General features: G+C 73.4%; 20 protein-coding genes. 6 read left to right on the top strand and 14 right to left on the bottom strand.

The features are described 5' to 3' along the window. Positions 1–359: 359 nt before the first annotated feature. The 5 genes from LHA35_RS24100 to LHA35_RS24080 form a co-directional block, all read right to left on the bottom strand. The gene (locus LHA35_RS24100) at positions 360–623 is read right to left on the bottom strand and encodes a hypothetical protein (RefSeq protein WP_226613320.1); all 264 of its coding nucleotides are present in this window, start codon (positions 621–623) and stop codon (positions 360–362) included. A 383-nt stretch (positions 624–1,006) separates the two neighbouring features. After that, positions 1,007–1,465, bottom strand: coding sequence for an Hsp20 family protein (locus LHA35_RS24095; protein ID WP_226613319.1), 459 nt, complete (start codon positions 1,463–1,465; stop codon positions 1,007–1,009). 183 nt (positions 1,466–1,648) lie between these two features. Further along, on the bottom strand, positions 1,649–2,617 hold the full coding sequence (locus LHA35_RS24090; RefSeq protein WP_226613318.1) for a M48 family metalloprotease: 969 nt from the start codon (positions 2,615–2,617) through the stop codon (positions 1,649–1,651). Between the two features lie 16 nt (positions 2,618–2,633). Continuing rightward, positions 2,634–2,999 carry a chaperone modulator CbpM gene (locus tag LHA35_RS24085; protein ID WP_226613317.1) on the bottom strand — a complete coding sequence of 122 codons (366 nt, stop codon included), beginning with the start codon at positions 2,997–2,999 and terminating at the stop codon, positions 2,634–2,636. Next, the gene (locus LHA35_RS24080; protein ID WP_226613316.1) at positions 3,000–3,923 is read right to left on the bottom strand and encodes a DnaJ C-terminal domain-containing protein; all 924 of its coding nucleotides are present in this window, start codon (positions 3,921–3,923) and stop codon (positions 3,000–3,002) included. Between the two features lie 363 nt (positions 3,924–4,286). On the opposite strand from LHA35_RS24080, the gene LHA35_RS24075 reads away from it, so the two are divergent. Continuing rightward, the gene (locus LHA35_RS24075; protein WP_226613315.1) at positions 4,287–5,396 is read left to right on the top strand and encodes a dienelactone hydrolase family protein; all 1,110 of its coding nucleotides are present in this window, start codon (positions 4,287–4,289) and stop codon (positions 5,394–5,396) included. A 171-nt stretch (positions 5,397–5,567) separates the two neighbouring features. Here LHA35_RS24075 and LHA35_RS24065 read toward each other — a convergent pair whose 3' ends face one another. From LHA35_RS24065 to LHA35_RS24035, 7 genes are all read right to left on the bottom strand, one after another. Beyond that, positions 5,568–6,374 (bottom strand): slipin family protein, encoded by an 807-nt coding sequence (locus LHA35_RS24065; protein WP_264185764.1) that lies wholly within the window; start codon positions 6,372–6,374, stop codon positions 5,568–5,570. Next, positions 6,371–7,684: an NfeD family protein gene (locus LHA35_RS24060; protein ID WP_226613314.1), complete on the bottom strand. Its 1,314-nt coding sequence runs from the start codon at positions 7,682–7,684 to the stop codon at positions 6,371–6,373. The genes LHA35_RS24065 and LHA35_RS24060 overlap by 4 nt, the downstream gene beginning before the upstream one ends. Positions 7,685–7,980: 296 nt before the next feature. Continuing rightward, a complete protein-coding gene (locus LHA35_RS24055; protein ID WP_226613313.1) occupies positions 7,981–9,492 on the bottom strand; it encodes an L-lactate permease in 1,512 nt (503 codons plus the stop codon). A 2-nt stretch (positions 9,493–9,494) separates the two neighbouring features. Next, positions 9,495–10,505, bottom strand: coding sequence for a 2-hydroxyacid dehydrogenase (locus LHA35_RS24050; RefSeq protein ID WP_226613312.1), 1,011 nt, complete (start codon positions 10,503–10,505; stop codon positions 9,495–9,497). Between the two features lie 26 nt (positions 10,506–10,531). Further along, on the bottom strand, positions 10,532–13,276 hold the full coding sequence (locus LHA35_RS24045; RefSeq protein WP_226613311.1) for an HAD-IC family P-type ATPase: 2,745 nt from the start codon (positions 13,274–13,276) through the stop codon (positions 10,532–10,534). A 385-nt stretch (positions 13,277–13,661) separates the two neighbouring features. Beyond that, complete coding sequence (locus tag LHA35_RS24040; protein WP_226613310.1) at positions 13,662–14,159, bottom strand: GAF domain-containing protein; 498 nt, start codon at positions 14,157–14,159, stop codon at positions 13,662–13,664. Next, positions 14,152–15,144, bottom strand: a complete 993-nt coding sequence (locus LHA35_RS24035) for a Bug family tripartite tricarboxylate transporter substrate binding protein (RefSeq protein ID WP_226613309.1) — start codon at positions 15,142–15,144, stop codon at positions 14,152–14,154. Before LHA35_RS24035 ends, LHA35_RS24040 begins: the two co-directional genes overlap by 8 nt. A 419-nt stretch (positions 15,145–15,563) precedes the next feature. Here LHA35_RS24035 and metZ point away from each other — a divergent pair, with 419 nt between their 5' ends. The 3 genes from metZ to apaG all read left to right on the top strand — a co-directional run bounded on the left by metZ (position 15,564) and on the right by apaG (position 17,893). Further along, the gene (metZ, locus tag LHA35_RS24030; RefSeq protein WP_226613308.1) at positions 15,564–16,784 is read left to right on the top strand and encodes an O-succinylhomoserine sulfhydrylase; all 1,221 of its coding nucleotides are present in this window, start codon (positions 15,564–15,566) and stop codon (positions 16,782–16,784) included. A gap of 73 nt (positions 16,785–16,857) precedes the next feature. Then, positions 16,858–17,472 (top strand): LysE family translocator, encoded by a 615-nt coding sequence (locus LHA35_RS24025; RefSeq protein ID WP_226613307.1) that lies wholly within the window; start codon positions 16,858–16,860, stop codon positions 17,470–17,472. 4 nt (positions 17,473–17,476) lie between these two features. Beyond that, positions 17,477–17,893, top strand: coding sequence for a Co2+/Mg2+ efflux protein ApaG (apaG, locus tag LHA35_RS24020; RefSeq protein ID WP_226613306.1), 417 nt, complete (start codon positions 17,477–17,479; stop codon positions 17,891–17,893). Between the two features lie 30 nt (positions 17,894–17,923). Here apaG and LHA35_RS24015 read toward each other — a convergent pair whose 3' ends face one another. Further along, positions 17,924–18,367 (bottom strand): PaaI family thioesterase, encoded by a 444-nt coding sequence (locus LHA35_RS24015; RefSeq protein ID WP_226613305.1) that lies wholly within the window; start codon positions 18,365–18,367, stop codon positions 17,924–17,926. Positions 18,368–18,783: 416 nt separating this feature from the next. Here LHA35_RS24015 and LHA35_RS24010 point away from each other — a divergent pair, with 416 nt between their 5' ends. Both LHA35_RS24010 and LHA35_RS24005 read left to right on the top strand, forming a co-directional pair. Continuing rightward, entirely contained in the window at positions 18,784–19,176 is a 393-nt protein-coding gene (locus LHA35_RS24010; protein ID WP_226613303.1) for a Rap1a/Tai family immunity protein, read from the top strand. A 16-nt stretch (positions 19,177–19,192) separates the two neighbouring features. Then, positions 19,193–19,474 carry a YMGG-like glycine zipper-containing protein gene (locus tag LHA35_RS24005; RefSeq protein ID WP_226613301.1) on the top strand — a complete coding sequence of 94 codons (282 nt, stop codon included), beginning with the start codon at positions 19,193–19,195 and terminating at the stop codon, positions 19,472–19,474. 200 nt (positions 19,475–19,674) lie between these two features. Here the strand turns inward: LHA35_RS24005 and LHA35_RS29035 are convergent, their stop codons facing one another. After that, positions 19,675–20,775: a helix-turn-helix transcriptional regulator gene (locus tag LHA35_RS29035; protein WP_226613300.1), complete on the bottom strand. Its 1,101-nt coding sequence runs from the start codon at positions 20,773–20,775 to the stop codon at positions 19,675–19,677. Positions 20,776–20,880: the final 105 nt, after the last annotated feature.

The raw sequence follows: 20,880 nt of genomic DNA, 5'->3' as shown, positions 1-20,880 counted from the left end.
AAGGGAGCGCCGCTGGCGCCGGAAACGTGTTTCTGGCAGCCGCCACGCGGCAGCGGGCGCATGGAAGGTCCGCCGGAGCCTACCGCACCCGCCGATCCTGCGCGCTTTTCAGCAGCCTGCTAATCGCCGCCATCAGGCTGAACGATGATTGGCACTGCCGGGCTCACGGTTCTCTTGGTGGTCGGCCCGTGCCGCCACACCATGGCCTTGGGCGGGTTTGGGCGGGCCAAAGTGGTGTTCGCTATCGCCGACCGCGGCGGTGGCGCCAACGGCGGGCATATCCGGGATTGGCCCCACCCTCGTCCTCGTCCCGGCGGGACGAATGCGTCCGGCCCATAATGGCGGCCCGAGAACCGGGATCAGGTGGCTTTTGCTGCGCGTCGTTCCAACGGAACTCGGTTGCGTCCCGCCACATGCGATGGGGGATGACCCGCAAGCTTCCTGGTCACGGCGACCTTCGCCTTCTTCACGCCTGAGCGCTCGGCGAAGGCCAAGCTCCGGGCCTGTCGCGCCGTGGGGCGGCGGATGCGCGTCAGTAGCACATTGGCCGCCCCGATCAGGTGCTTGCGAGCATCCTTGTCGCCGCATTGCGGAACCCGTCCGGTCCGGTCGATCTCGCCCAAGGCGTCGCGCCTGGGCGTGAAACTAAAGCAGGCGCCGATCCTGGCGGGCTCGGCAAAACGCATCTGCGCCGAGAGCGGCGAGTGCGTCCGCGGTTTTCTCACCCGCCCGATTGTGGGCGAGTGGCCACCACCTCCCCTGGTCGGTATCCCGGCGCGTCGGGCAGGCTATGCCTAGAGCAGATCGCGGAGGAGCGTGAACGCCCCGCAGCGTGAATCTGCTCTACAAATAGCGGTCTACAGCGGATTGGCGTTCAGTTTTGAACGCAATCCGCTGTAGCGCCCGAACGGACGCCGCCGCAAATGCGGCATGGCCAGGCCCTGCGGAGCAAACCGTACGGCGATCGAGAGGGCCGTCGATGGGCCTCCATCAACGGCTGGCAGTGTCAGGCCGCCTGCTGGCCCTCGATCTGCCGCGGCCTCTGCGCCGCGCCGCCGGCGATCTCGATCCGCCGCGGCCGCATCGCCTCCGGCAGCTCGCGCTTCAGCCCGATCGTCAGCAGGCCATCGGCGAGGCTGGCCCCCGTGACCTCCACGAAATCGGCCAGGGTGAAGCGGCGCTCGAAGCTCCGCAGCGGGAGGCCGTGGTGGAGATACTCGCCACCCTGGTCCCTGGGGGCCCGGCCGGTCACGAGAAGGAGGTTCGGCTGGCTCTCGACCGAGATGTCATCCGGCCTGAAGCCAGGGACGGCCAGCGTTATGCGGTAGGCATCCTCGCCGATCCTCTCGATGTCATAGTGCGGGAGAGGGTCATCCGGCTCGAGGTCGAAGGCTTGGTCGTCCAGCATGTCGAACAGGCGGTCGAAGCCGACGGTGAACCGCGACAGCGGTGCGAAATCGATCATCCTCATAGCCACATCCTCCTCTGAGCGACATGGGTATGGGCACCGGAGCGCCTGCCCGGCGCCCGCCGAACCCGGTTGCGGCATTCGGCACTCATCGAGCTAGGCAGGGCCTGTCCCGGTTCAAGACCCCTGCCGGAGCGTCGCCCGGGCCGTCACGTCCCGGCGGCAGGGTGGAAGCCAAGGCTACAGCAGCCACCGGCGCGCCAGGCGCTGCGCCGGGTGGTGGCCGCCCAGGCTCCACGGCAGCGCGCCCGGCGTGATGGCGATCAGGTCCGCCTCCGGCCACGGCGCCCGCACCGGCGTGGCCATGCCGCGCAGCGCCGCAATCCGGTCCCTGACCGTCGGATGGGTGCGGAACCAGCGCAGCCAGCGCGGCGCGCGGGAGGCGAGGCGTTCCCAGTCATCGCCCTGCAGCCGCCAGAGCCGCGCCAGGGCCTCGGCCAGCGCCTCCACATCGCCGGTCAGCTCCACCGCCCCCGCATCGGCGAGGAACTCCCGCCGCCGGGAAAGCGAGAGGGTCAGGAGGTCGCTGAGGATGGGTGCCGCCATCAGCAGCAGCAGGGCGAGGGGCGAGGGCGCCATGCCGCTCGCCCACAGCGCCGGCAGGAGGACGAGGAGGAGCAGCGCGCCGATGCCGGCCATGGCGCGGGTGAGGGTGGCGGCCGCGGTCGCTAGGCGCAGGACCCGCAGGTCGCCATGGCGGATATGCGCCACCTCATGCGCCAGCACCGCCGCCAGCTCGCGTGGCGGCAGGCTCCGCAGCAATCCCAGGGTCACCGCGATGACCGGCGCCTCCCGGCTGCCGGCCGCCATGGCCTGCAGCATCGGCGAGGGGATCAGGTAGAGGGCCGGCGGGCGCGGCAGGCCGGCCCGTCGCGCCAGCGCCGCGAGCAGGGCCAGGAGATCGGGCGCCTGGGTGGGGGAGAGGCGGACGGCGCCGAAGGCATGCCGGAACAGCGCGTCGCCGGGCATCGGGCTGAGCAGCAGGAAGGCCAGCACCAGGCCGGCGCCGAAGGCCAGCCCCTCCGGCCCGCCGACCAGCAGGCCGGTCCAGCCCGCCAGCCCGGAGAGGGAGAGCAGGAGCAGCGCCGAGTGGAGCCTGTTGAGCCGCCGCTGCCGCGCCAGCGCCGCCGGGTCGAGCCGGAAGGCCATGGCGCGCCGGGCCCGGTCAGCCCGCAGCAGGCGCGCCCTCCCCGGCCCTGGATCCCGCCCCCTCCGGGCCGGCCTGCAGCCGCGCCAGCACCTCCTGCCGCAGCGGCGTTGGCAGCGCCTGCAGCGCCGTGCTCACCCGCTGCAGCGCGTGCCGCAGCCCATGCACCTGGTCGAGCAGGTCCAGCACGACCTCGATCCCCTCATCATTGACCCCCATGGCCTCCCGCAGGTCGCGGATCAGGCAGGCGCGGGCGAGGTCGAGCTCGGAGAAGGCGCGGCTAGGCTCCGCCTGGCGTGGCACCAGCCAGCCCGCCTCGACCCAGGCCTCCAGCGCCGCGGCATCGAGCCGGGCCCGCAGCAGGAATTCACGGATCTCGAGCATTCACCCCTCCATGCCGGACCGCGGGTTGTGCGCCTTGCCGCCCTCCCAGCGCGCGGCGAAGGCTTCCAGTTCGGGGTCCGGCCGGTCCGGCAGCACGATCCGCAGCGTGGCATAGGCATCGCCGCGGGAGCCATCCGGCCGCGTCACCCCGCGCCCCTTCAGGCGCAGGACCGTGCCGGTATTGGCGCCCCGGGGAATGGTGAGGGCGACCGGCCCGGCCGGGGTCGGCGCCTCCACCCGCCCGCCCAGCACCGCTTCCGGCAGGCTGACCGGCAGCTCGAAATGAATGTCGTCGCCCTTGCGGGTAAAGTGATGGTGCTCGCCGACCTCCACCTCGACCAGCAGGTCGCCCGGCGGCCCGCCGCCGAGGCCCGGGGTGCCCTTGCCGCGCAGCCGGAGCACCTGGCCATCCCGCGTCCCGGGCGGCACGGTGACGTCCACCGTCGAGCCGTCCGGCAGCGTCAGGCGCTTCGTGGTGCCGTTGACCGCCTCCAGGAAGTCCAGCGCCAGGGTGCCCCGCAGATCCCCGCCGCGCATCCGCATGCGGGCGCCCCGCCCGCCGCCGCGGCCGAAGAGCCCGGCCAGCAGCTCATCCGCATCCATCATGTCGGCGAAGGCGGCATCGCTCTCATAGGGGTGCGGCCCGGGGCCGGCGCCGCCGGCGAAGTCGCGGTAGAAATGCGTCTGCTGCGGCCGCTCGGCGCCCGAGGCGTCGATCTCGCCGCGGTCGAAGCGGCCGCGCTTCTCGGCATCGCCGAGCAGGTCATAGGCGGCCGAGACCTGCTTGAAGCGCTCCTCGGCCGTACGGTCACCCGGGTTGAGATCCGGGTGCAGCTTCCGCGCCAGCTTGCGATAGGCGCTGCGGATCTGCTCCGGCGTGGCATCGCGCTTCACGCCCAGTATGTCATAGGGATCTTGGCTCATCCTCGCCTCTGAAGTCGGGGATGGCGGCGGCCGCTGCCGGATGCGCAACCGGCCTGGCGGCCGCCATCACCGCCCTGCCCTGTGGGCGGAGCCACCTCCGCCTCTCCAGGGCCATGTCTCGCGTCGGGTCCCCTGCATCCTGCGCCATCCCCCGGCCCCATGCCAATCGGCGGGATGCCCCGGCGATGACCGCGGCAGGGGAAGCCCCGCCCGGCAGGCGCCGGAGCCATGACCCGGCTGGCCGGGATCAGCCCCTGCCGGCCCGCTGCTTTCACAATCGCGCGGCGCCCATCGCCGGACCGGCCACCATCGGTGATGGCAACCGATCGGCCCTGGCAGCGATGCCGCAGGGAAGGATGTTCCATGATGCTCAGCTCCAGCCTCGCCGCGGCCGCCCTGCTGCTCGGCACCATGCTCGCCACGGCATCCGGCCATGGGCACCCCGCCCGCGCGGCCGGCGGATGGCGGCTCGCGGATCCCTGGCCCCCGGCCGGGGAGACACTGGGGATTCACGGCCAGCCCGTGACCTTCCCGAGCAGCAGCCCCTTCACGCCGCGCGATGCGCCCCAGGCCGAGCCGGCGACGGCGGTCGCCACGCTCTACCTGCCCCCCGGCAGCGTTGCGGGCGCGCCGCCGCGCTCCGTGCCCGCCGTGGTGCTGCTACATGGGGCCGGCGGTGTGCTGGCCGCGCGCGAGCACACCTATGGCCGCCAGTTCGCCGCCATGGGCGCCGCGGCGCTGGTGATCGACGTGTTCGGCGCCCGCCGCGACCGCGCCACCGGCTTCACCGAGCGGCTGCTCGAGATCACCGAGAGCATGGCGATCGCCGATGCCTATGCCGGCCTGCGCTTCCTCGCCCGGCGGCCGGAGATCGACCCGCGCCGCGTCGCCCTGATCGGCTTCTCCTACGGGGCGATGGCGACGATGTTCGCCCTCTCCGCCGATGTGGCCGAACGCATGGCGCCGGGCGGCGAGCGCTTCGCGGCGCATGCCGCCTTCTACGGCCCCTGCATCGCCCGCTTCGCCGAGCCGCGGACCACCGGGGCGCCGCTGCTGATCCTCTATGGCACCGGGGATGCGCTGATCGACCCCGCGCGGTGCGAGGAGTTCGCGGCGGATGCCCGCCGGGGCGGCTCGGCCGTGGAGGTGATCGGCTATACGGACGCCCTGCACCAGTGGGATGGCGGGCAGCCGCGGCGCGCCATCGGGCGGCTGCTGAACCGCTGCCGGTTGAGCGTGCAGCCGGATGGCGGCGTGCGGGACCTGCGGACCGGCCTGCCCATGTCGGGCCCGCTGCTGCGCCGCGCCATCCTGGCGCTCTGCGTGGATGACGAGCCCTACATGATCGGCGCGGACGAGGCGGTGCGGGCGCGGTCGAACCGCGACCTCGGGCGGTTCCTGGACCCGATCTTCGCAGACGCCCGGACGACACCGGCGGCCGAGCGGAAGCCGCGGCCCGGGCCGCATGACTGATGCCACCCCGCATGATGCCGACCGGCGCAGATCCTGGCTTGCAGCCGCCATCGGCGGCCGAGGCCGCGGAGCGGGCCGGGGGCGCGAAGGCGCGCCGCGGTCAATGCCGCGAAGCCAGGGCATGCGTCAGCATGTCATGAGTCGGGCATGACACCCTCACCGCACGGCCTGTCAGCGCGGCTCGCGCGACCCCTCCCGCGCCGCCGCCTGGCCCGCCGCCGAGGCCATGGCCCCCAGCCCGCGCAGCAGATCCATCGGCACCGGGAAGACCACCGTCGAATTCCGCTCCCCCGCGATGTGCTGCAGGGTCGAGAGGTAGCGCAGCTGCATCGCCTCGGGCACGGCGGAGAGCGCCCGCGCCGCCTCCACCAGCTTCTCCGCCGCCTGCTGCTCGCCCTCGGCATCGATGATGCGGCCGCGGCGGTTTCGCTCGGCCTCCGCCTGGCGGGCGATGGCGCGCACCATGCTCTCGTCGATGTCCACATGCTTGATCTCGACATTGCCGACCTTGATGCCCCAGGCATCGGTCTGGCTGTCCAGGATCTCCTGGATGTCGCGGTTCAGCTTGTCGCGCTCGGCCAGCATTTCATCCAGGTCGTGCTTGCCGAGCACGGAGCGCAGCGTGGTCTGGGCCAGCTGGCTGGTGGCGCCCATGTAGTCGTCCACCTCGATCACCGCGCGGTCGGCGTCCACCACGCGGAAATACACCACGGCATTGACCTTCACCGAGACGTTGTCGCGCGAGATGACATCCTGGCTCGGCACGTCCATCACCACGGTCCTGAGATCCACGCGCTGCATCTGCTGCACGAAGGGGATCAGCAGGATCAGCCCCGGGCCGCGCACGCCGGAGAAGCGGCCGAGGGTGAAGACCACGCCGCGCTCGTATTCGCGCAGCACCCGCACCGCGAGCCAGAGCAGCGCCACCGCCGCGGCGACGGGCAGGAGGATGGCGATGCCGCCGAGATCTCCGGTCATGACAGGGTCCTTCCATTCCCGGCGGGCTCCGCCGCCACCTCGAGCCGCAGGCCGCGCCGGCTCAGCACCCGTACCGCCTGGCCCGGTGCCAGCGCGGCGGGGGCCGTGGCCGCCCAGCGCTCGCCATGCACCAGCACCACCCCGGCGCCGCCGGCCCAGGACAGCACCCGGCCGCGGGCCCCGATCATGCCCTGCCCGCCGGTGACCACCGGCCGCCCCCGCGCGCGCCAGGCCGCGCGGAGGGTGACGAGCAGCAGCAGCCCGCTCAGCCCGACGGACAGGCCCAGCACCCAGGGCGAGAGCTGGAAGCCGGGTGCCTCGAAATCGAAGGCGATGGCGCCGCCGAGCGCCAGCGCCGCCAGCCCGCCGATGCCGAGCACGCCGAAGGCCGGGATGAAGGCCTCGGCCACCAGCAGCGCGAGGCCGAGCCCCATCAGCAGGAGCCCGGTGGTATTCACCGGCAGCAGGTTGACGGCGAAGAGGCCGAGGACCAGCGCGATGCCGCCGGCCACCCCGCCGAGGCCGATACCCGGGGAGGCGGCTTCGAGGACCAGCCCGTAGGCGCCGATCATCAGCAGCAGGAAGGCGATGTTCGGGTCGGAGACGAAGGCCAGCAGCCGGTGGCGCCAATCGGGGTCGAAGCGCTGCACCGCAAGCCCCTGCGTTGCCAGCGTCGCGGGGCCGGCGGGCAGGCGGACGCGGCGCCCGTCCATGCCTGCCAGCAGCGGCGCCAGGTCGGCGGCCAGGAGGTCGGCGACGCCCAGCCGCAGGGCCTCCTCCGCCGGGACGCTCGCCGCCTCGCGCACCGCCTTCTCCGGCCAGTCCGGGTTGCGGCCGTGGTACTCCGCGAGGCCGCGGACATAGGCCGCAGCGTCGTTGACCACCTTGGCCGCCATCGCATCCTGCCCGTCGCTGCCGGCCCCGCCGCCGCCCAGGCGCACCGGGGTTGCCGCCCCGGTGGCGGTGCCAGGCGCCATCGCGGCCACCTGCGCGGCCGAGAGGAGGAAGAGGCCCGCGCTCGCCGCCCGCGCGCCCCGCGGCGCGACCCAGATCGCGACGGGGACCGGCGAGGCCAGCATGGCCTGCACGATCCGGCGCGTGGCCGCATCCAGCCCGCCCGGCGTGTCGAGGCGGATCACCACCAGCGCGGCGCCCTGCGCGGCGGCGCGGTCCAGCCCGTCGATGACGTATTCGGCGATGCCGGGGCCGATGCCGCCCTCGACCGTCAGCAGCAGCGCGACGCGCCCGGCCTCGGCCGCGGGTTGCGCCGGTGCCTGGGCCGGCAGCAGCGCCAGGGCCAGAAGCAGCAACAGCCGGCGGCATGCGCGGATGGGGCGGAAGGCGCGCAGCCGGGGGGCCGGCTGGCCGGCGTCGGATCGACCCTCTCCCTGGGGTTGCGATGGGCATTGCATGGCTGCGGCCTCCCGGCAGGCTCGCCCGGCGCGGGCCGGAGGCCGGCGCCTGCTGCAGGAACCGGTCGCAGGCCGCTTCGTTCCGTGCCGGCCGCAAGGCCCGGTGTCCCGCCGGCGGACGGCCCGTGGCGCCGGGTGTTCGGCGGGCCGATTCAGGCCTCCGGCGCCGGCGCGCCCTCAGCCATCGGGCCGCCTCAGGCCATGACCGTGACCAGGGCCAGCACCAGCGCCCCGCCGAGCACCGTATAGAGCGCGCAGGCCGGCAGGGTGCGGCGCATCACCTCGCCGGTCTCGCGCCCGGCCAGCCCGACCGTCGCGGCCCCCGCCACGATGTTGTGCGGGCAGATGATATTGCCGATCGCCGCCCCGAAGCCCTGCGCCGCGATCAGCAGCAGCAGCGGCAGGTCGAGCGCCTCGGCTGTCGCGCGCTGGAAATCCGTGAGCAGGATGTTGGAGGCGGTGGCGGAGCCGGTGACGAAGGTGCCGAGCGCGCCGGTCGCGGGTGCCAGCAGCGGCCAGGCGCCGCCGAGCGCCCCTGCCGCCGCCTCGGCCAGCGCCTCGATCATGCCGGCATGGACCATCAGCCGGGCGAGGCCGAGCATCGCCAGCAGCGCAAGCAGCACCGGCGGCATCCGCGCGGCGGCGCGCCTGGCGGCCTCCCGGAAGGCGCCGGCGCCGGTGCCGCGGGCGAGGCCGCCGAGCAGCAGGCCGAGCAGCAGCATAGTGCCGGGATGGTAGAGCGGCCGGAAGCTGCCACTGAAGGCGTCGAACAGCGTCCAGGACCAGGCCAGGCCGGACAGCGCCTCCCGCAGCGGCGGCACCAGCCGGGTCGCCAGGATCAGGGCCAGCAGCGCAAGATAGGGGGCGGCCGCGTCGCGCAATTCACGTGCCGAGGGTGCCTCCGCCGCATCCCGCGCGCCGGCGTGGGCGCGCACCGCCAGTGCGAAGGCGCCGCCGCCCAGCAGCGCCCCGCCGAGCGTCGGCAGTTCCGGCCCCACAAGGACGGCGATCGCCGCGAAGGGCAGCAGGAAGGCCGCGGCGGCGAGCAGCGGCCAGGCGAGGCCGGCCCGCCCACCCTGCGCCATGGCCAGCCGATGCACGGCCAGCGCCATGGTCCAGCCGAGCAGCGCGTGCAGCAGCGCCGTCATGCCCGAGAGCGCCGTCGCATCGAGCCCCGTCGCCGCCACTTGCGGCAGCACGGGCGTGCCGACCGCGCCGAAGGAAACACCGACCGCATGCCCGATCAGCGCCAGCGCCACCGCGCGCGCCGGCGGGAAGCCGAGGGTCACCAGGATGGGCGCCGCCAGCGCCACCGGCGTGCCGAAGCCGGCCGCGCCTTCGGAGAACAGGGCGAAGAACCAGGCGACCAGCAGTGCCGCCATGCGCGGGTCGTCCGAAAGCCGCGCCAGCGCGCGCCGCAGCGTCGCCGTCGCGCCCGAGGCGAGCTGCAGCTCATGGATGCAGAGGGCGGGGAAGACGATCCAGAGGATGGTCAGCGCGGCGAAGCCTGCCTCCGCCCCGACCCCCGCCAGGGCCCAGCCGAGGCCGCCCGCCCCGTCCGGCCCGTGCCAGCCGAAGACCAGCAGCGCGACCGGCAGCGCCGCGAGCAGCCCGGCGAGCCCGGCAGGCGCGGCCGCCCAGCGCAGCCCCACCATCAGCCCGAGGATGAGCAGGATCGGCAGCAGCGCCGCGAGGGCAGCCGCCATGCTCAGGCGAGCTTCTCGGTCGAGACCTCGTGCACCGCGCGGCCGGTCTCCTCGAAGGCGGTGATGTTGGCGATGGTGGTCTCGGCGATGGCGGTCAGCGCCTCGGCGGTGAAGAAGGCCTGGTGCGCGGTGACGAGCACGTTCGGGAAGGTCAGCAGCCGCGCGAAGACGTCGTCCTGCAGCACCTGGCCGGAGAGGTCCTCGAAGAACAGGTCGCCCTCCTCCTCATAGACGTCGAGGCCGAGCAGGCCGATCGCGCCCGATTTGAGGCCAGCGATCGCCGCCCGCGTGTCCACGATGGCGCCGCGGCTGGTGTTGATGAGCATCGCCCCGCGCCGCATGTGCCGGATCGCCGCGGCGTCGATCAGGTGGTGCGTCCCGGGCGTCAGCGGGCAGTGCAGCGTGACGATGTCGGAGGCCGCCAGCAGATCCGGCACGGTGGCATAGGTCACGCCCAGCGCCTCCAGCGCCGGGTCGGGGTAGGGATCATGGGCCAGCACCCGGCAACTGAAGCCGAGCATGATGCGCGCCACCGCGGCGCCGATCCGCCCGGTGCCGACGATGCCGACGCTGCGCCCCTTCAGGTCGAAGCCGAGCAGCCCGTCGAGGGCGAAATTGCCCTCCCGCACGCGGGCATAGGCGCGGTGGATACGGCGGTTGAGCGCGAGGATCATCGCCACCGTGTGCTCCGCCACCGATTCGGGCGAATAGGCCGGCACGCGGGCCACCGTCACGCCGAGCCGCCGCGCGGCGGCGAGGTCCACATTGTTGAACCCGGCCGAGCGCAGGGCGAGGAGGCGCACCCCCGCGGCCGCGAAGGTCTCCAGCGCCGCCGCATCGGCCTGGTCGTTGACGAAGGCGCAAACCGCGCCCGCGCCCTGCGCCAGGACCGCGGTCTCGGGCGACAGCCGGGCTTCCAGATAGGCCAGGTGGTGCCGCCCGCCCGCGGCCGCATTCGCGGCATCGAGGAACTGCCGGTCATAGGGTTTGGCGCTGAAGATGGCGACCTGCATGCGCGGCTCTCCCGTCAGGGTTGGCGTCACCCCCGGCCCGGCCCCGCCACGAGGCGGCGCCGGAGGTGTTTCTCGATCTCCAGAAGGCCGAGCAACGCGGCGCCGGCGGCCAGGATCGGCAGGCCGTCGGCGATGGGATCGAGCGGGCGACTGGCGAAGAGCATCTGGAGCGGCGGCGCGTAGGTGAAGGCGAGCTGGAGCAGGACGACCGTGCCGACCCCGATCAGCACCGGCCGCGTCCCGAGCGCACCGCGCCAGGTCAGCGATGTCATGCGCTGATAGCGCACGCTGAACAGATAGGCGATCTCCAGCACGACGATGGTGTTCACCACCGCCGTCCGCGCCGTCTCCAGCGTCCCGCCCCGGGCCTCGACCAGCGCGAAGATCCCGAAGGCGCCCAGCATGAACAGCGTGGAGACGAGGATCACCCGCCACAGCAGGAAGCCCGAGAGCAGCGGCTCCCGCGGGTCGCGCGGCGGCCGGCGCATGACATCGGGCTCGGCCGGCTCGAAGGCCAGGGTGAGGCCGAGCGCCACGGCCGTGACCATGTTGATCCAGAGGATCTGCACCGGCGTCAGCGGCAGGGTCACGCCCAGCAGGATGGCGGCGATGATGGTCAGCGCCTCGCCGCCATTGGTCGGCAGCGTCCAGGCGATCACCTTCTGGACATTGTCGTAGACGGTGCGGCCCTCATGCACCGCGGCGGCGATGGTGGCGAAATTGTCGTCGGCCAGCACCATCTCGGCCGCCTCCTTCGCCGCCTCGGTGCCCTTGCGGCCCATGGCCACGCCCACCTCGGCACGCTTCAGCGCGGGCGCGTCGTTCACCCCATCCCCGGTCATCGCGACAACGGCGCCCTCGGCCTGCAGCGCCTCGACCAAGCGCAGCTTGTGCTCGGGGCTGGCGCGGGCGAAGACATCGGTCTCGCGCGCCCGGTCGCGCAGCGCCGCCTCGTCCAGCGCCTCGATCTCCTGGCCGGTGACGACCGCGCCGCCGCCCTGCAGGCCGACCTGGCGGGCGATGGCGCCCGCGGTCGCCGCATGGTCGCCGGTGATCATCTTCACCCGGATGCCGGCCGCCTGGCAGTCCGCGACCGCGGCGATTGCCTCCTCGCGCGGCGGGTCGATCAGCCCGACCAGCCCGAGCAGTTCCAGCCCGCCTGCCTCGACATCCCCGGGCGCTAGGGCGCGGGCCCCCGCCGGCATGCGCCGGGTGGCAATGGCGAGGACGCGCTGGCCCTGCGCCGCCAGCGCCTCCACCCGTGCCTGCCAGGCGGGGAGGTCGAGCGCCGCGTCGCCGCCATGCGCGCAGGCGCACAGGGCCAGCAGCCGCTCCGGTGCGCCCTTGACCACGGCGAAGGCCGCGCCGTCCCCGTCGGGATGGAGCGTGGCCATGTAGCGGTGGCGGGCGTCGAAGGGGATGGCGTCGAGCCGCGGGAAGCGCCGCCGCAGCGCCTCCGGCTCCTCGCCCGCGCGGGCGGCGAAGGCGAGCAGCGCGCCCTCCATCGGGTCGCCCTCCACCGCCCAGCCGGAATCGGGATCCTCCCGCAGCGCCGCGTCGTTGCAGAGCGCCGCGGCGCAGGCGAACCCGGCCAGCGCCGCCCGTGCTTCGGGCGAGGCTTCCCCGCCCGCCGCCGGCGCGACGGCGCCATGCGGCGCGTAGCCGGCGCCCGAGACCTCGAAGCTGCCGGCCGCCGTCACCGCCGCGGCGACGGCCATCTCGTTGCGCGTCAGCGTGCCGGTCTTGTCCGTGCAGATCACCGAGACGGCGCCGAGCGTCTCCACCGCCGGCAGGCGGCGCAGGATGGCGTTGCGCGCCGCCATGCGGCGCACGCCGATCGCCATGGTGATGGTCAGGACCGCCGGCAGCCCCTCGGGGATGGCGGCGACCGCGATGCCGACCACCGCCATGAAGGCTTCCTCCGCCGCATAGCCGCGCACCAGCCAGGCGAAGGCGAAGACCGCGGCCGAGAGGGCCAGGATGACGAGGGTGAGCCGCCGGGCGAAGATGTTCATCTGGCGCAGCAGCGGGGTCGTCAGCGGCTCCACCGCGCCGAGCATGGCGCTGATCCGGCCGAGCTCGGTCGCCGCGCCGGTCGCCACGACCACGCCCTCGGCCTGCCCGGTGGCGACCAGCGTGCCGGAGAAGGCCAGGCAGGCGCGGTCGCCGAGCGGCGCCCCGGCCGCGACCGGCTCGACCGACTTCTCCACCGGCACGGATTCGCCGGTGAGCGCCGCCTCCTCCACCCGAAGGCCGCGCGCCCGCAGCAGGCGCAGATCGGCCGGTACCTTGTCGCCGGCCGCGAGCAGCACGAGGTCGCCGGGGACCAGCTCGGTCGCCTCGACGGTGCGGCGCCGGCCGTCGCGCAGCACCGAGGCGTGCGGCGTGAGCATGCCGCGGATCGCATCCAGCGCCTGCTCGGCCCGGCCTTCCTGGATGAAGCCGACGATGGCGTTGAGGACCACCACGGCCAGGATCACCGCCGCATCGAGCCAGTGCCCCAGCGCGGCCGTGATCAGGGCGGAGGCGAGCAGCACATGGATCAGCAGGTTGTTGAACTGTTCCGCGAGCCGGCGCAGCGGCCCACGCGGCTGCGCGGCAGGCAGCCGGTTCGGGCCGTGCTCGGCGAGCCGGCGTGCCGCCTCCGCGCCCTCCAGCCCGGCCGGGCTTGCGCCGAGGCGCCGCAAGGCCTCCTCGGCCGGAAGCGCATGCCAGGGTGCCGCCTGCGCGGCCCGCCCGGCCGCTTCGCCCCGTTCCGTGCTGTCGCGCAACTGGTCGTCCCGCACCCGCTTCCCCCCGATAGGACAGGGTACCGCGATACGGCAACCTGCATGGCCGTTCCAACCCCTCCCCGGCATGGCCCGCCGGCGTGATATCCGCCGGCGGGCCGCGCCGCCCCGCGGCCGAGGGAAAGAGTTCGGGAGCAGCCTTCCCCGGATCAATCCCTGCGCGCCGTCCTCCCGCCTCCGCGGCAGCCCGGGCATCGGGACCGCCGGCTGCGCCACCCGCGGACGGGTCGGCGGTTTCCAGCGCCGCTGCCGCCCCGGGCCGGTCGGCCATGCGCCGCCCGCCGGGACCGAAGGGAACTGCCAGGCCCGGCGCGAGGCGTCCCACGCCGGCAAGGCCGGGCGGTGCAGCCGGCGCGCCTGCGCCGGCTCACCCCATCGCCGCCCAGTCCGCCGCCGCCACCAGCCCCAGCAGCTCCGCCAGAGCCACCCGCGCGGCCGGCACCTGCTCCTCCGCCCAGAGGAAGTTCAGCGTGCCCCGGCACAGCCCGCGCAGCACCACCGGCACATTGACGATGCTGCGCAACCCGAGGCCCGCGATCACCGCGTGGTCGTCGAAATGCGCGCGGATCGCCGCCTCACCCTCTCCGGTGAAGACGCGCTGCTCCAGCAGCACATGCCGGCCCCAGGCCGTGTCGCGCTTCGGCTTGGCGCCGCCCACCGGATAGGCCAGGGGGTCCGAGCTGTAGATCCGCTGCACCGTCATGGCCGCGGCATCGAAGCGCATCGCCGTGCAGAGGCGGTGGCCCATCGCCTCCCGCCCCACTTCATCCGCCGCCCGCAGCAGGGCCAGCGGCCCCGGCGCCCGCGCCGCGGCCGCAAGGCGCGCGAGCTGCGCCGGGGTCAGCGAGGCGCCCGCCTCAGGCATCGCCCATGCTGATGCCGAGCTCGCGGATCACCTTGCCCCATTTCGCCGCATCGGTGCGCAGCGTGGCGGCGAAGGCCTCCGGTGTCTCGTTCACCACCTCCACGCCGATGGCGGCCATCTTCTCCTTCACCTCCGGCAGCATCAGGGCGCGGTTGATGGCAGCGTTCAGCCGTGCCACCATCGAAGGCGGCAGGCCCTTCGGCCCCATCGCGCCGTACCACACCGCCATCTCGTAGCCCGGCAGCGTCTCCGCGACCGTCGGCGCCTCCGGCAGCAGGGCGCTGCGCCGCCCTTCCGTCACGCCGAGCAGGCGCAGCCGGCCGGCCTGCACATGCGGCAGCGTCTGGGTGCCGGCGCTGAACAGCAGCTGCGTCTGCCCCGCCACCGTATCCACCACCGCCGGCGCGCCGCCGCGATAGGGCACGTGCACCATCTCGATCCCGGCCATGCGGGCGAACATCGCGGCGCAGAGATGGTTGGTGGAGCCGGGACCCGCCGAGGCGTAGCTGATCCTGCCCGGATTCGCCTTCGCATGGGCGATGAATTCCGCCACGCTGCGCGCCGGCACGGAGGGGTGGACCACCATGGTGTTCAGCACATAGGCCAGCAGCGCGATGGGCGTGAAATCCTCGACGCCGTCGAAGGGCATGTCCTTTATCAGCGCGCCGTTCATGGCATGCGTGCTCATCGAGCCGAAGAGCAGGCTGTAGCCGTCCGGCGTGGCCCGCGCGACCGCGGCGGAGCCGATATTGCCCGAGGCGCCGGAGCGGTTCTCCACGACGAAGGGCTGGCCGAGCGCCTGGCGCAGCGGGTCGGCCAGCACGCGCGCCAGGATGTCGGTGGACCCGCCCGGCGCCCAGGGCACGGTGACGGTGACGGGGCGGTTCGGGTAGCCCTCCTGCGCGCGGGCGGTGGGGGCCAGCGCGGTCGCGGCGAGGGCCGCGGCCAGTGCCGTGCGGCGGGTCGGTCCTGTGGGCGTGGTCATTGCTCGATATCCCCGGCGGGGCCGGCCTGGCCCGCGCTTTCCCATGGTCCGGGCCCCATCCGGCCCGGTGTTCCAGTGCTGTGGTGCATCCTGCCGCGGAACGGCCCGCCTGGCCATGCGGCGGGGGGGCTGTACAGCCCTGGCGTCCAGGTGGCCTGCGGCGTTCTTCGGGGCGCCCCTGCCCCTCCGGCCTTGACGGTCCTGCGGCAGGGGGCCTATGCGTGGCGGCGGCGCCCCGCGCCCCTCGCGATTTGTCCGGCCAGCTTGCGGCGAGGTCCTTCACGGGTTCCCATCGGCGGCGCTTCGCGACGCGGATGGGGAAAAACAAGCGCGCTAAACGGCCGTCGGGGGCTGCGTCCCGCCGCCCCCGCCCCGTTCATCGGGCCGGACACCGCGTTCTCGCCGAGGTGTTCGCCCGCATGCCGAAATCCCTGCCGCCCCGCCCGCTTCGTCCCGCCACGCTGCTGGTCCGCGGCGGCACCATGCGCACGAACCAGGACGAGACCTCCGAGGCGCTCTTCCTCACCTCCGGCTTCGTCTATGACAGCGCCGAGCAGGCGGAGGCGACCTTCAACGGCACCGCCACGCATTTCCAGTATTCCCGCTTCGGCAACCCGACCGTCGCCATGCTGGAGCAGCGCCTCGCCTCGCTGGAGGGCGCCGAGGCCTGCCGGATGACCGCGACGGGCATGGCCGCGGTGCATGCCGCCATGCTCTCGCACCTGAAGGCCGGGGATCGCGTCGTCGCCTCCCGCGCCCTGTTCGGCTCCTGCCACTGGATCGTCTCCACCCTGCTGCCGCGCTACGGGATCGAGAGCGTCTTCGTGGACGGCACCGACCTGGCGCAGTGGCGGGAGGCACTGTCGAAGCCGACGGCGCTGGTGCTGCTGGAGACGCCCTCCAACCCGATGCTGGAACTGGTGGACCTGCCGGCGGTCGCGGACCTCGCCCACCAGGCCGGCGCGATCGTGGTGGTGGACAATGTCTTCGCCACGCCCCTGCTGCAGAAGCCGCTGACCATGGGCGCCGATGTCGTCGTCTATTCCTGCACCAAGCACATGGACGGCCAGGGCCGCGTGCTGGGCGGCGCCGTGCTCGGCAGCAGGAAGTGGGTGGATGAGGTGCTGCAGCCCTTCATCCGCAACACCGGCCCCTCCATCTCCCCCTTCAACGCCTGGGTGATCCTGAAGGGGCTGGAGACCCTTTCGCTGCGCGTCAACGCCATGTGCCGCAGCGCCTCGGCCATCGCCGACTTCCTGTCGGAGCGGGTGGAGGTGGCGAAGGCGCTCTATCCCTTCCGCCCGGACCATCCGCAGCAGGCGCTGGCGATGAAGCAGATGACGGGCGGCGGCACGCTGGTGACCTTCGAGCTGAAGGGCGGCAAGGAGGCCGCCTTCCGCTTCTGCAACGCGCTGAGGATCATCGACGTCTCCAACAATCTCGGCGACTCCAAGTCGATGGTGACGCATCCCGCCACCACCACCCATATGCGCATCGGGCCAGAGGAGCGGGCGCGGCTCGGCATCACGGATGGCACCATCCGCCTCTCGGTCGGGCTGGAGGACGTGGCGGACCTGATCGAGGACCTGGCCGAGGCGCTGGACGCGGCCGGCGACGCGGTCGCGCGCGCGGCGGAGTAGCCATGCCGGCCATGGCCGCGGTGGCGGAAGCGCTGCGGCCATGGCACTCTCCCCCGCCCTTGGGGGAGCATCCATGGCCCTAGAGACCTGGACCGCCTTCGCGGTCGCTTCCATCGCCCTGCTGCTGATCCCGGGCCCGACCATCCTGCTGGTGATCGGCCAGTCGCTCGGCGCCGGCGCCCGCTGGCGCGGCGCCCTGCCGCTGGTCGCGGGCGTCGCGCTCGGCGACCTCACCGCGATGACCCTCTCGCTCGCCGGGCTCGGGGCGCTGCTCGCCGCCTCGGCGGCGCTCTTCACCCTCCTGAAATGGGCGGGCGCGGCCTATCTCCTCTGGCTCGGCATCCGGATGTTCCGTGCCCCGGCAGCGGGGGCGGCACCACCGCCCGGGGGGCGCCGGGCGATGCGCGACGCCTATCTGGTGACCGCGCTGAACCCGAAGAGCATCGCCTTCTTCGTGGCCTTCGTGCCGCAATTCCTCGACCCCGCCGGCCCCTTCCTGCCGCAGGCGGCGCTGCTGGTCATGACCTTCGTGGTTCTTGCCGCGGCGAATGCGCTGGCCTATGCGCTGCTGGCCGGGCGCCTCTCGGGCGCCGTGACGCGGCCCGCGGTGCGGCGCGGCCTCAACCGGCTGGGCGGCGCGATGCTGGTCGGCGCCGGCCTCGCCACCGCCGCCATGCGCCGGGGCTGACGCCATGGCCGATCCGCGCAGCCCTGCCTGGACCGCCGTGACGCGCGAGGTCCGCGTCTCCGTCCGCACCTACTACCTGGCCGACCAGTCGGAGCCCGATCGCGGCCATTTCGCCTGGGCCTACCGCGTCACCATCGCCAATGAGGGGCGGCGGACCGTGCAGCTCCTCAAGCGCACCTGGCTGATCACCGATGCCCAGGGGCGCACCCAGCGGGTGCATGGTGAGGGGGTGGTGGGGGAGCGGCCGGTGCTCGATCCCGGGGAGAGCTTCGAATACACCTCCGGCACGCCGCTCTCGACCCCCTCCGGCTTCATGCGGGGCACCTACCACATGGTGGCGGTAGAGACGGGCGAGGCTTTCGACGTGGAGATCCCGGGCTTCAGCCTGGACAGCCCGCACCAGCCTGGCGCGGTGCACTGAGCGGCGGCGTGGCGCGGCCCCGCCGGCCGCTCAACGCCGCGCCTGCATCGCGAAGACGGCGCTGACCCGCGCCACCCGCTTGCCATCCGCCAGCATCGTGCCCTCGGCGAAGGCGATGTTGCGGCCGAGGCGGGTGACCTGCGCCCGCACCTCCAGCCAGCACCCTTCTTTCGGCCGGCCGAGATAGTCGACCGAGAGGTTCACGGTGGCCAGCACGGCGCGGGGCAGCCCGGCCTTCTCCCGCGCGACCGCCACCGCATGGACCAGCCCCAGATCGGCCAGGGTGGCGACGAAGCCGCCATGCGCCCCGCCCATGGAGTTGCTGTGGCGGTGCGCGACGCGGATGCCGAGCGCGGTATGGTCCGCCGCGCGGTGGGACCAGAAGGGCCCCAGTTCCTTCGCATAGGGGCCGCCATGGGTGGCGGGCACGAAGCCCTCCGGGACCTCGGTGGCGGTGGTGAGGGGGTGGTCCATGCAGCGATCCATCGGCGGTTCGGCCGGCAAACTCGCCCGCCGGCCGCCGCAGGTCCAGCCGGTGGATCCTTGCTGCCGGAAGGTGCGTGGCGTCCCGGACGAGAGGGCCGCCACGGAGCCGCGGCGGTACACCCGCCCTTGCGGGTTTTCCTCCCAGCCGGCCCAGGACGGATCCGGCGCAACGGGACGCAGCGTCCATGGTTGGAACGCGCTGCGAATTGCAGCGCCCTTTGGCAGCAGTCTAGGCTTCAGGCCGCCGTGGCCCGGCAGACATGCGCTCCCGATGCCATGAGAATCCAAATATGGATTGCTCTTGCCGGTCCATTACCGTGCCGCAGGTCTTCGGTGGCACGAGAAGTTCGCACCGGAAGGCGCAGGGATACTTCGTGGCAAGACAGGCAACAGGGGGGAATGGAATGCGGCTCGCGCTTCTCATGGGTGCCGGCCTGACGGCGATGGCCGGGATGCCGGTTCCGTCCGCGGCGCAGGCGCCGGCGCGCGGGGTGACGGCGGGCACGCTGGCCGAGGCCTGCGCGCTTGAGGCGCGCGACCTCACCAGCGCGACGGCCGCCGGATACTGCCGCGGCTTCATGGCCGGCGCCGGCCAGTACCATCGCGAGATCTCGATGGACCGGCCACCGATCTTCTGCCTGCCCACCCCCTCTCCGACCTTCGAGGCGGCGCAGGCCTCCTTCGTCGCCTGGATGCGCGCCAACCCGCAATTCGCCAGTGAGCAGGCGGTGGATGGCCTGATGCGCTGGGCGGCCGCCACCTACCCCTGCCCGGCCGCGTCCGCCGGCCGCCGCTGACCGAGGAGGATCCATCGTGACGCATCCCTTCCTGACGGCGGCGGCCCTGGCAGCCATGCTGGGTCTCCCGGCCTGTGCCGACCTCGATCCCACCACCCAGCGCACCATGACCGGTGCGGCCGGCGGCGCCGCGGGCGGCGCGCTGATCGGCGCCATGGCGGGCAATGCCGGGCTCGGCGCCGCCATCGGCGCGGCGGCGGGCGGCACCGGCGGCTTCGTCTGGGACCGCCATGTGCAGAGCCGCGACCGCGCCTTCCAGCAGGGTGTCGCCGCCGGGCGCGCCTCCCCGCCGCGATGACCCCCGCGGTCGGCCGGGCGAGGCGGCGCCGCAGGACCACGCGCCCTGGTCTTTTCCTCCTGCCGGCGGCCCGGCCGGCGGCGTGCCGGTCAAGGCCGGCGATGCCGCGACCACTGCCGAACCACGCCGGAAGTTCGGGGAGAGGCGCCGGCGGCTGGAGGCCCGTTCCGCCCGCCGCCGCGGCGCCGGCCCGGTGACGGTCAGCGCAGCGTCCGCAGCACGGCGGTGAGGGTGTCTGCCGGAGCCTGCGCGGGTGACTGCCGGAGCGGGATGTCGCCTGATCCCGAAAGCGCCGCCGCGCGCACCTCGCTCGGCTTGCAGCCGTATCTGCGGCGGAAGGTGCGGCTGAAGGCCGATGCATCGAAGAAGCCGAGATCCTCGGCGATCTCATGGATGTCACGGGTATTGTCGGCATCGGCAAGGGCGCAATGCGCCTCGCGCAGGCGCTCGGCCTGGATGTATCGGGCGACCCCGCCCATGGGTTCGAACAGCCGGTAGATTTGCGACCGGGACATGCCGATGAGCCGGCAGAGCCGCTTGGGCGTCAGCGTCGGCGAGCGAAGGTTCTGCCTGATCGCCTGCCGCGCCCGCTCCAGCCGGGCGTGCTCGAGCAGCGGCGCCGCAGCGTCGCGCGTCTCGGGGGAGGGCACGATGCAGGCGGCGACCATGGCGCGCGTCGCGGCCACCAGGCGCGGCAACTCCGCTTCCGTCATGTCGGGAAGCTGCAGCCTGAGCGCGCCCAGATACCGGCTGAGAAGCAGGCCCAGGCTGCTGCCGAGGGACATGTGCAGGCAGCGGTCGATCTGGGGCGCCAGGCCGGGGAAGAGGTCGCGTGGCACGAAAAGATCGAGCCATGCCTGGTCGGACCGCTCACCCTCGAAGGCCTCGGCGAGGGAGAAGATGAAGGGCTGGCCCATTGGCATCACGGCGATCTCGGCGGCCGTGCGGATGCGGTTCACGCCGTTCTGCGGCAGCCGTATCACCCAGTGGTCGATCGTGTCGCGGCGGATCCGCGCCCGATCGCGCCGGTAGCGGGTCGCCGGCGCCGCGACGCTGGTCAGCGCGAAGGGGCCGAGCTTCCAGGCGGTGCATCGCGCCAGGTAACCCGCCCGGGAATCATCCAGCGCGGTCAGATCCAGAAAGGTGCCGCATTGCGCCTGCCAGGCATCGAACTGCCGTGCCGAGGCAAGCGACGCCGTGGAGATGGTGTGGACCGGCTGCAGCTTCGGCTGCGGGAGCACGCCATCGAAGCTGAAGAACTGGTCGATGGGCGGATCGCAAAGGCGAGGGAGGGCAGACACCTGCATCGCGGGCACTCCCATATGGTTGAGAAGCATGCGGCAAAGCCACCAGTATGAGGATGGTCGAGCCGATGCCCCGCCTGTTCACCACTGTTCTGCGAGGTA

It is taken from the genome of Roseicella aerolata (assembly GCF_020523605.1).
In the GTDB taxonomy this organism is placed as follows: domain Bacteria; phylum Pseudomonadota; class Alphaproteobacteria; order Acetobacterales; family Acetobacteraceae; genus Paracraurococcus; species Paracraurococcus aerolatus.
Note: the sequence above shows the minus strand (reverse complement) of the source record. Positions and strands in the feature narration are given on the sequence as shown.

Coding starts and splice junctions, on each gene's coding strand:
- LHA35_RS24095 (WP_226613319.1), bottom strand. CDS start 1,465: ATGATCGATTTCGCACCGCTGTCGCGGTTCACCGTCGGCTTCGACCGC.
- LHA35_RS24090 (WP_226613318.1), bottom strand. CDS start 2,617: ATGGCCTTCCGGCTCGACCCGGCGGCGCTGGCGCGGCAGCGGCGGCTC.
- LHA35_RS24085 (WP_226613317.1), bottom strand. CDS start 2,999: ATGCTCGAGATCCGTGAATTCCTGCTGCGGGCCCGGCTCGATGCCGCG.
- LHA35_RS24080 (WP_226613316.1), bottom strand. CDS start 3,923: ATGAGCCAAGATCCCTATGACATACTGGGCGTGAAGCGCGATGCCACG.
- LHA35_RS24075 (WP_226613315.1), top strand. CDS start 4,287: ATGATGCTCAGCTCCAGCCTCGCCGCGGCCGCCCTGCTGCTCGGCACC.
- LHA35_RS24065 (WP_264185764.1), bottom strand. CDS start 6,374: ATGACCGGAGATCTCGGCGGCATCGCCATCCTCCTGCCCGTCGCCGCG.
- LHA35_RS24055 (WP_226613313.1), bottom strand. CDS start 9,492: ATGGCGGCTGCCCTCGCGGCGCTGCTGCCGATCCTGCTCATCCTCGGG.
- LHA35_RS24050 (WP_226613312.1), bottom strand. CDS start 10,505: ATGCAGGTCGCCATCTTCAGCGCCAAACCCTATGACCGGCAGTTCCTC.
- LHA35_RS24040 (WP_226613310.1), bottom strand. CDS start 14,159: ATGCCTGAGGCGGGCGCCTCGCTGACCCCGGCGCAGCTCGCGCGCCTT.
- LHA35_RS24035 (WP_226613309.1), bottom strand. CDS start 15,144: ATGACCACGCCCACAGGACCGACCCGCCGCACGGCACTGGCCGCGGCC.
- metZ (WP_226613308.1), top strand. CDS start 15,564: ATGCCGAAATCCCTGCCGCCCCGCCCGCTTCGTCCCGCCACGCTGCTG.
- LHA35_RS24025 (WP_226613307.1), top strand. CDS start 16,858: ATGGCCCTAGAGACCTGGACCGCCTTCGCGGTCGCTTCCATCGCCCTG.
- apaG (WP_226613306.1), top strand. CDS start 17,477: ATGGCCGATCCGCGCAGCCCTGCCTGGACCGCCGTGACGCGCGAGGTC.
- LHA35_RS24015 (WP_226613305.1), bottom strand. CDS start 18,367: ATGGACCACCCCCTCACCACCGCCACCGAGGTCCCGGAGGGCTTCGTG.
- LHA35_RS24010 (WP_226613303.1), top strand. CDS start 18,784: ATGCGGCTCGCGCTTCTCATGGGTGCCGGCCTGACGGCGATGGCCGGG.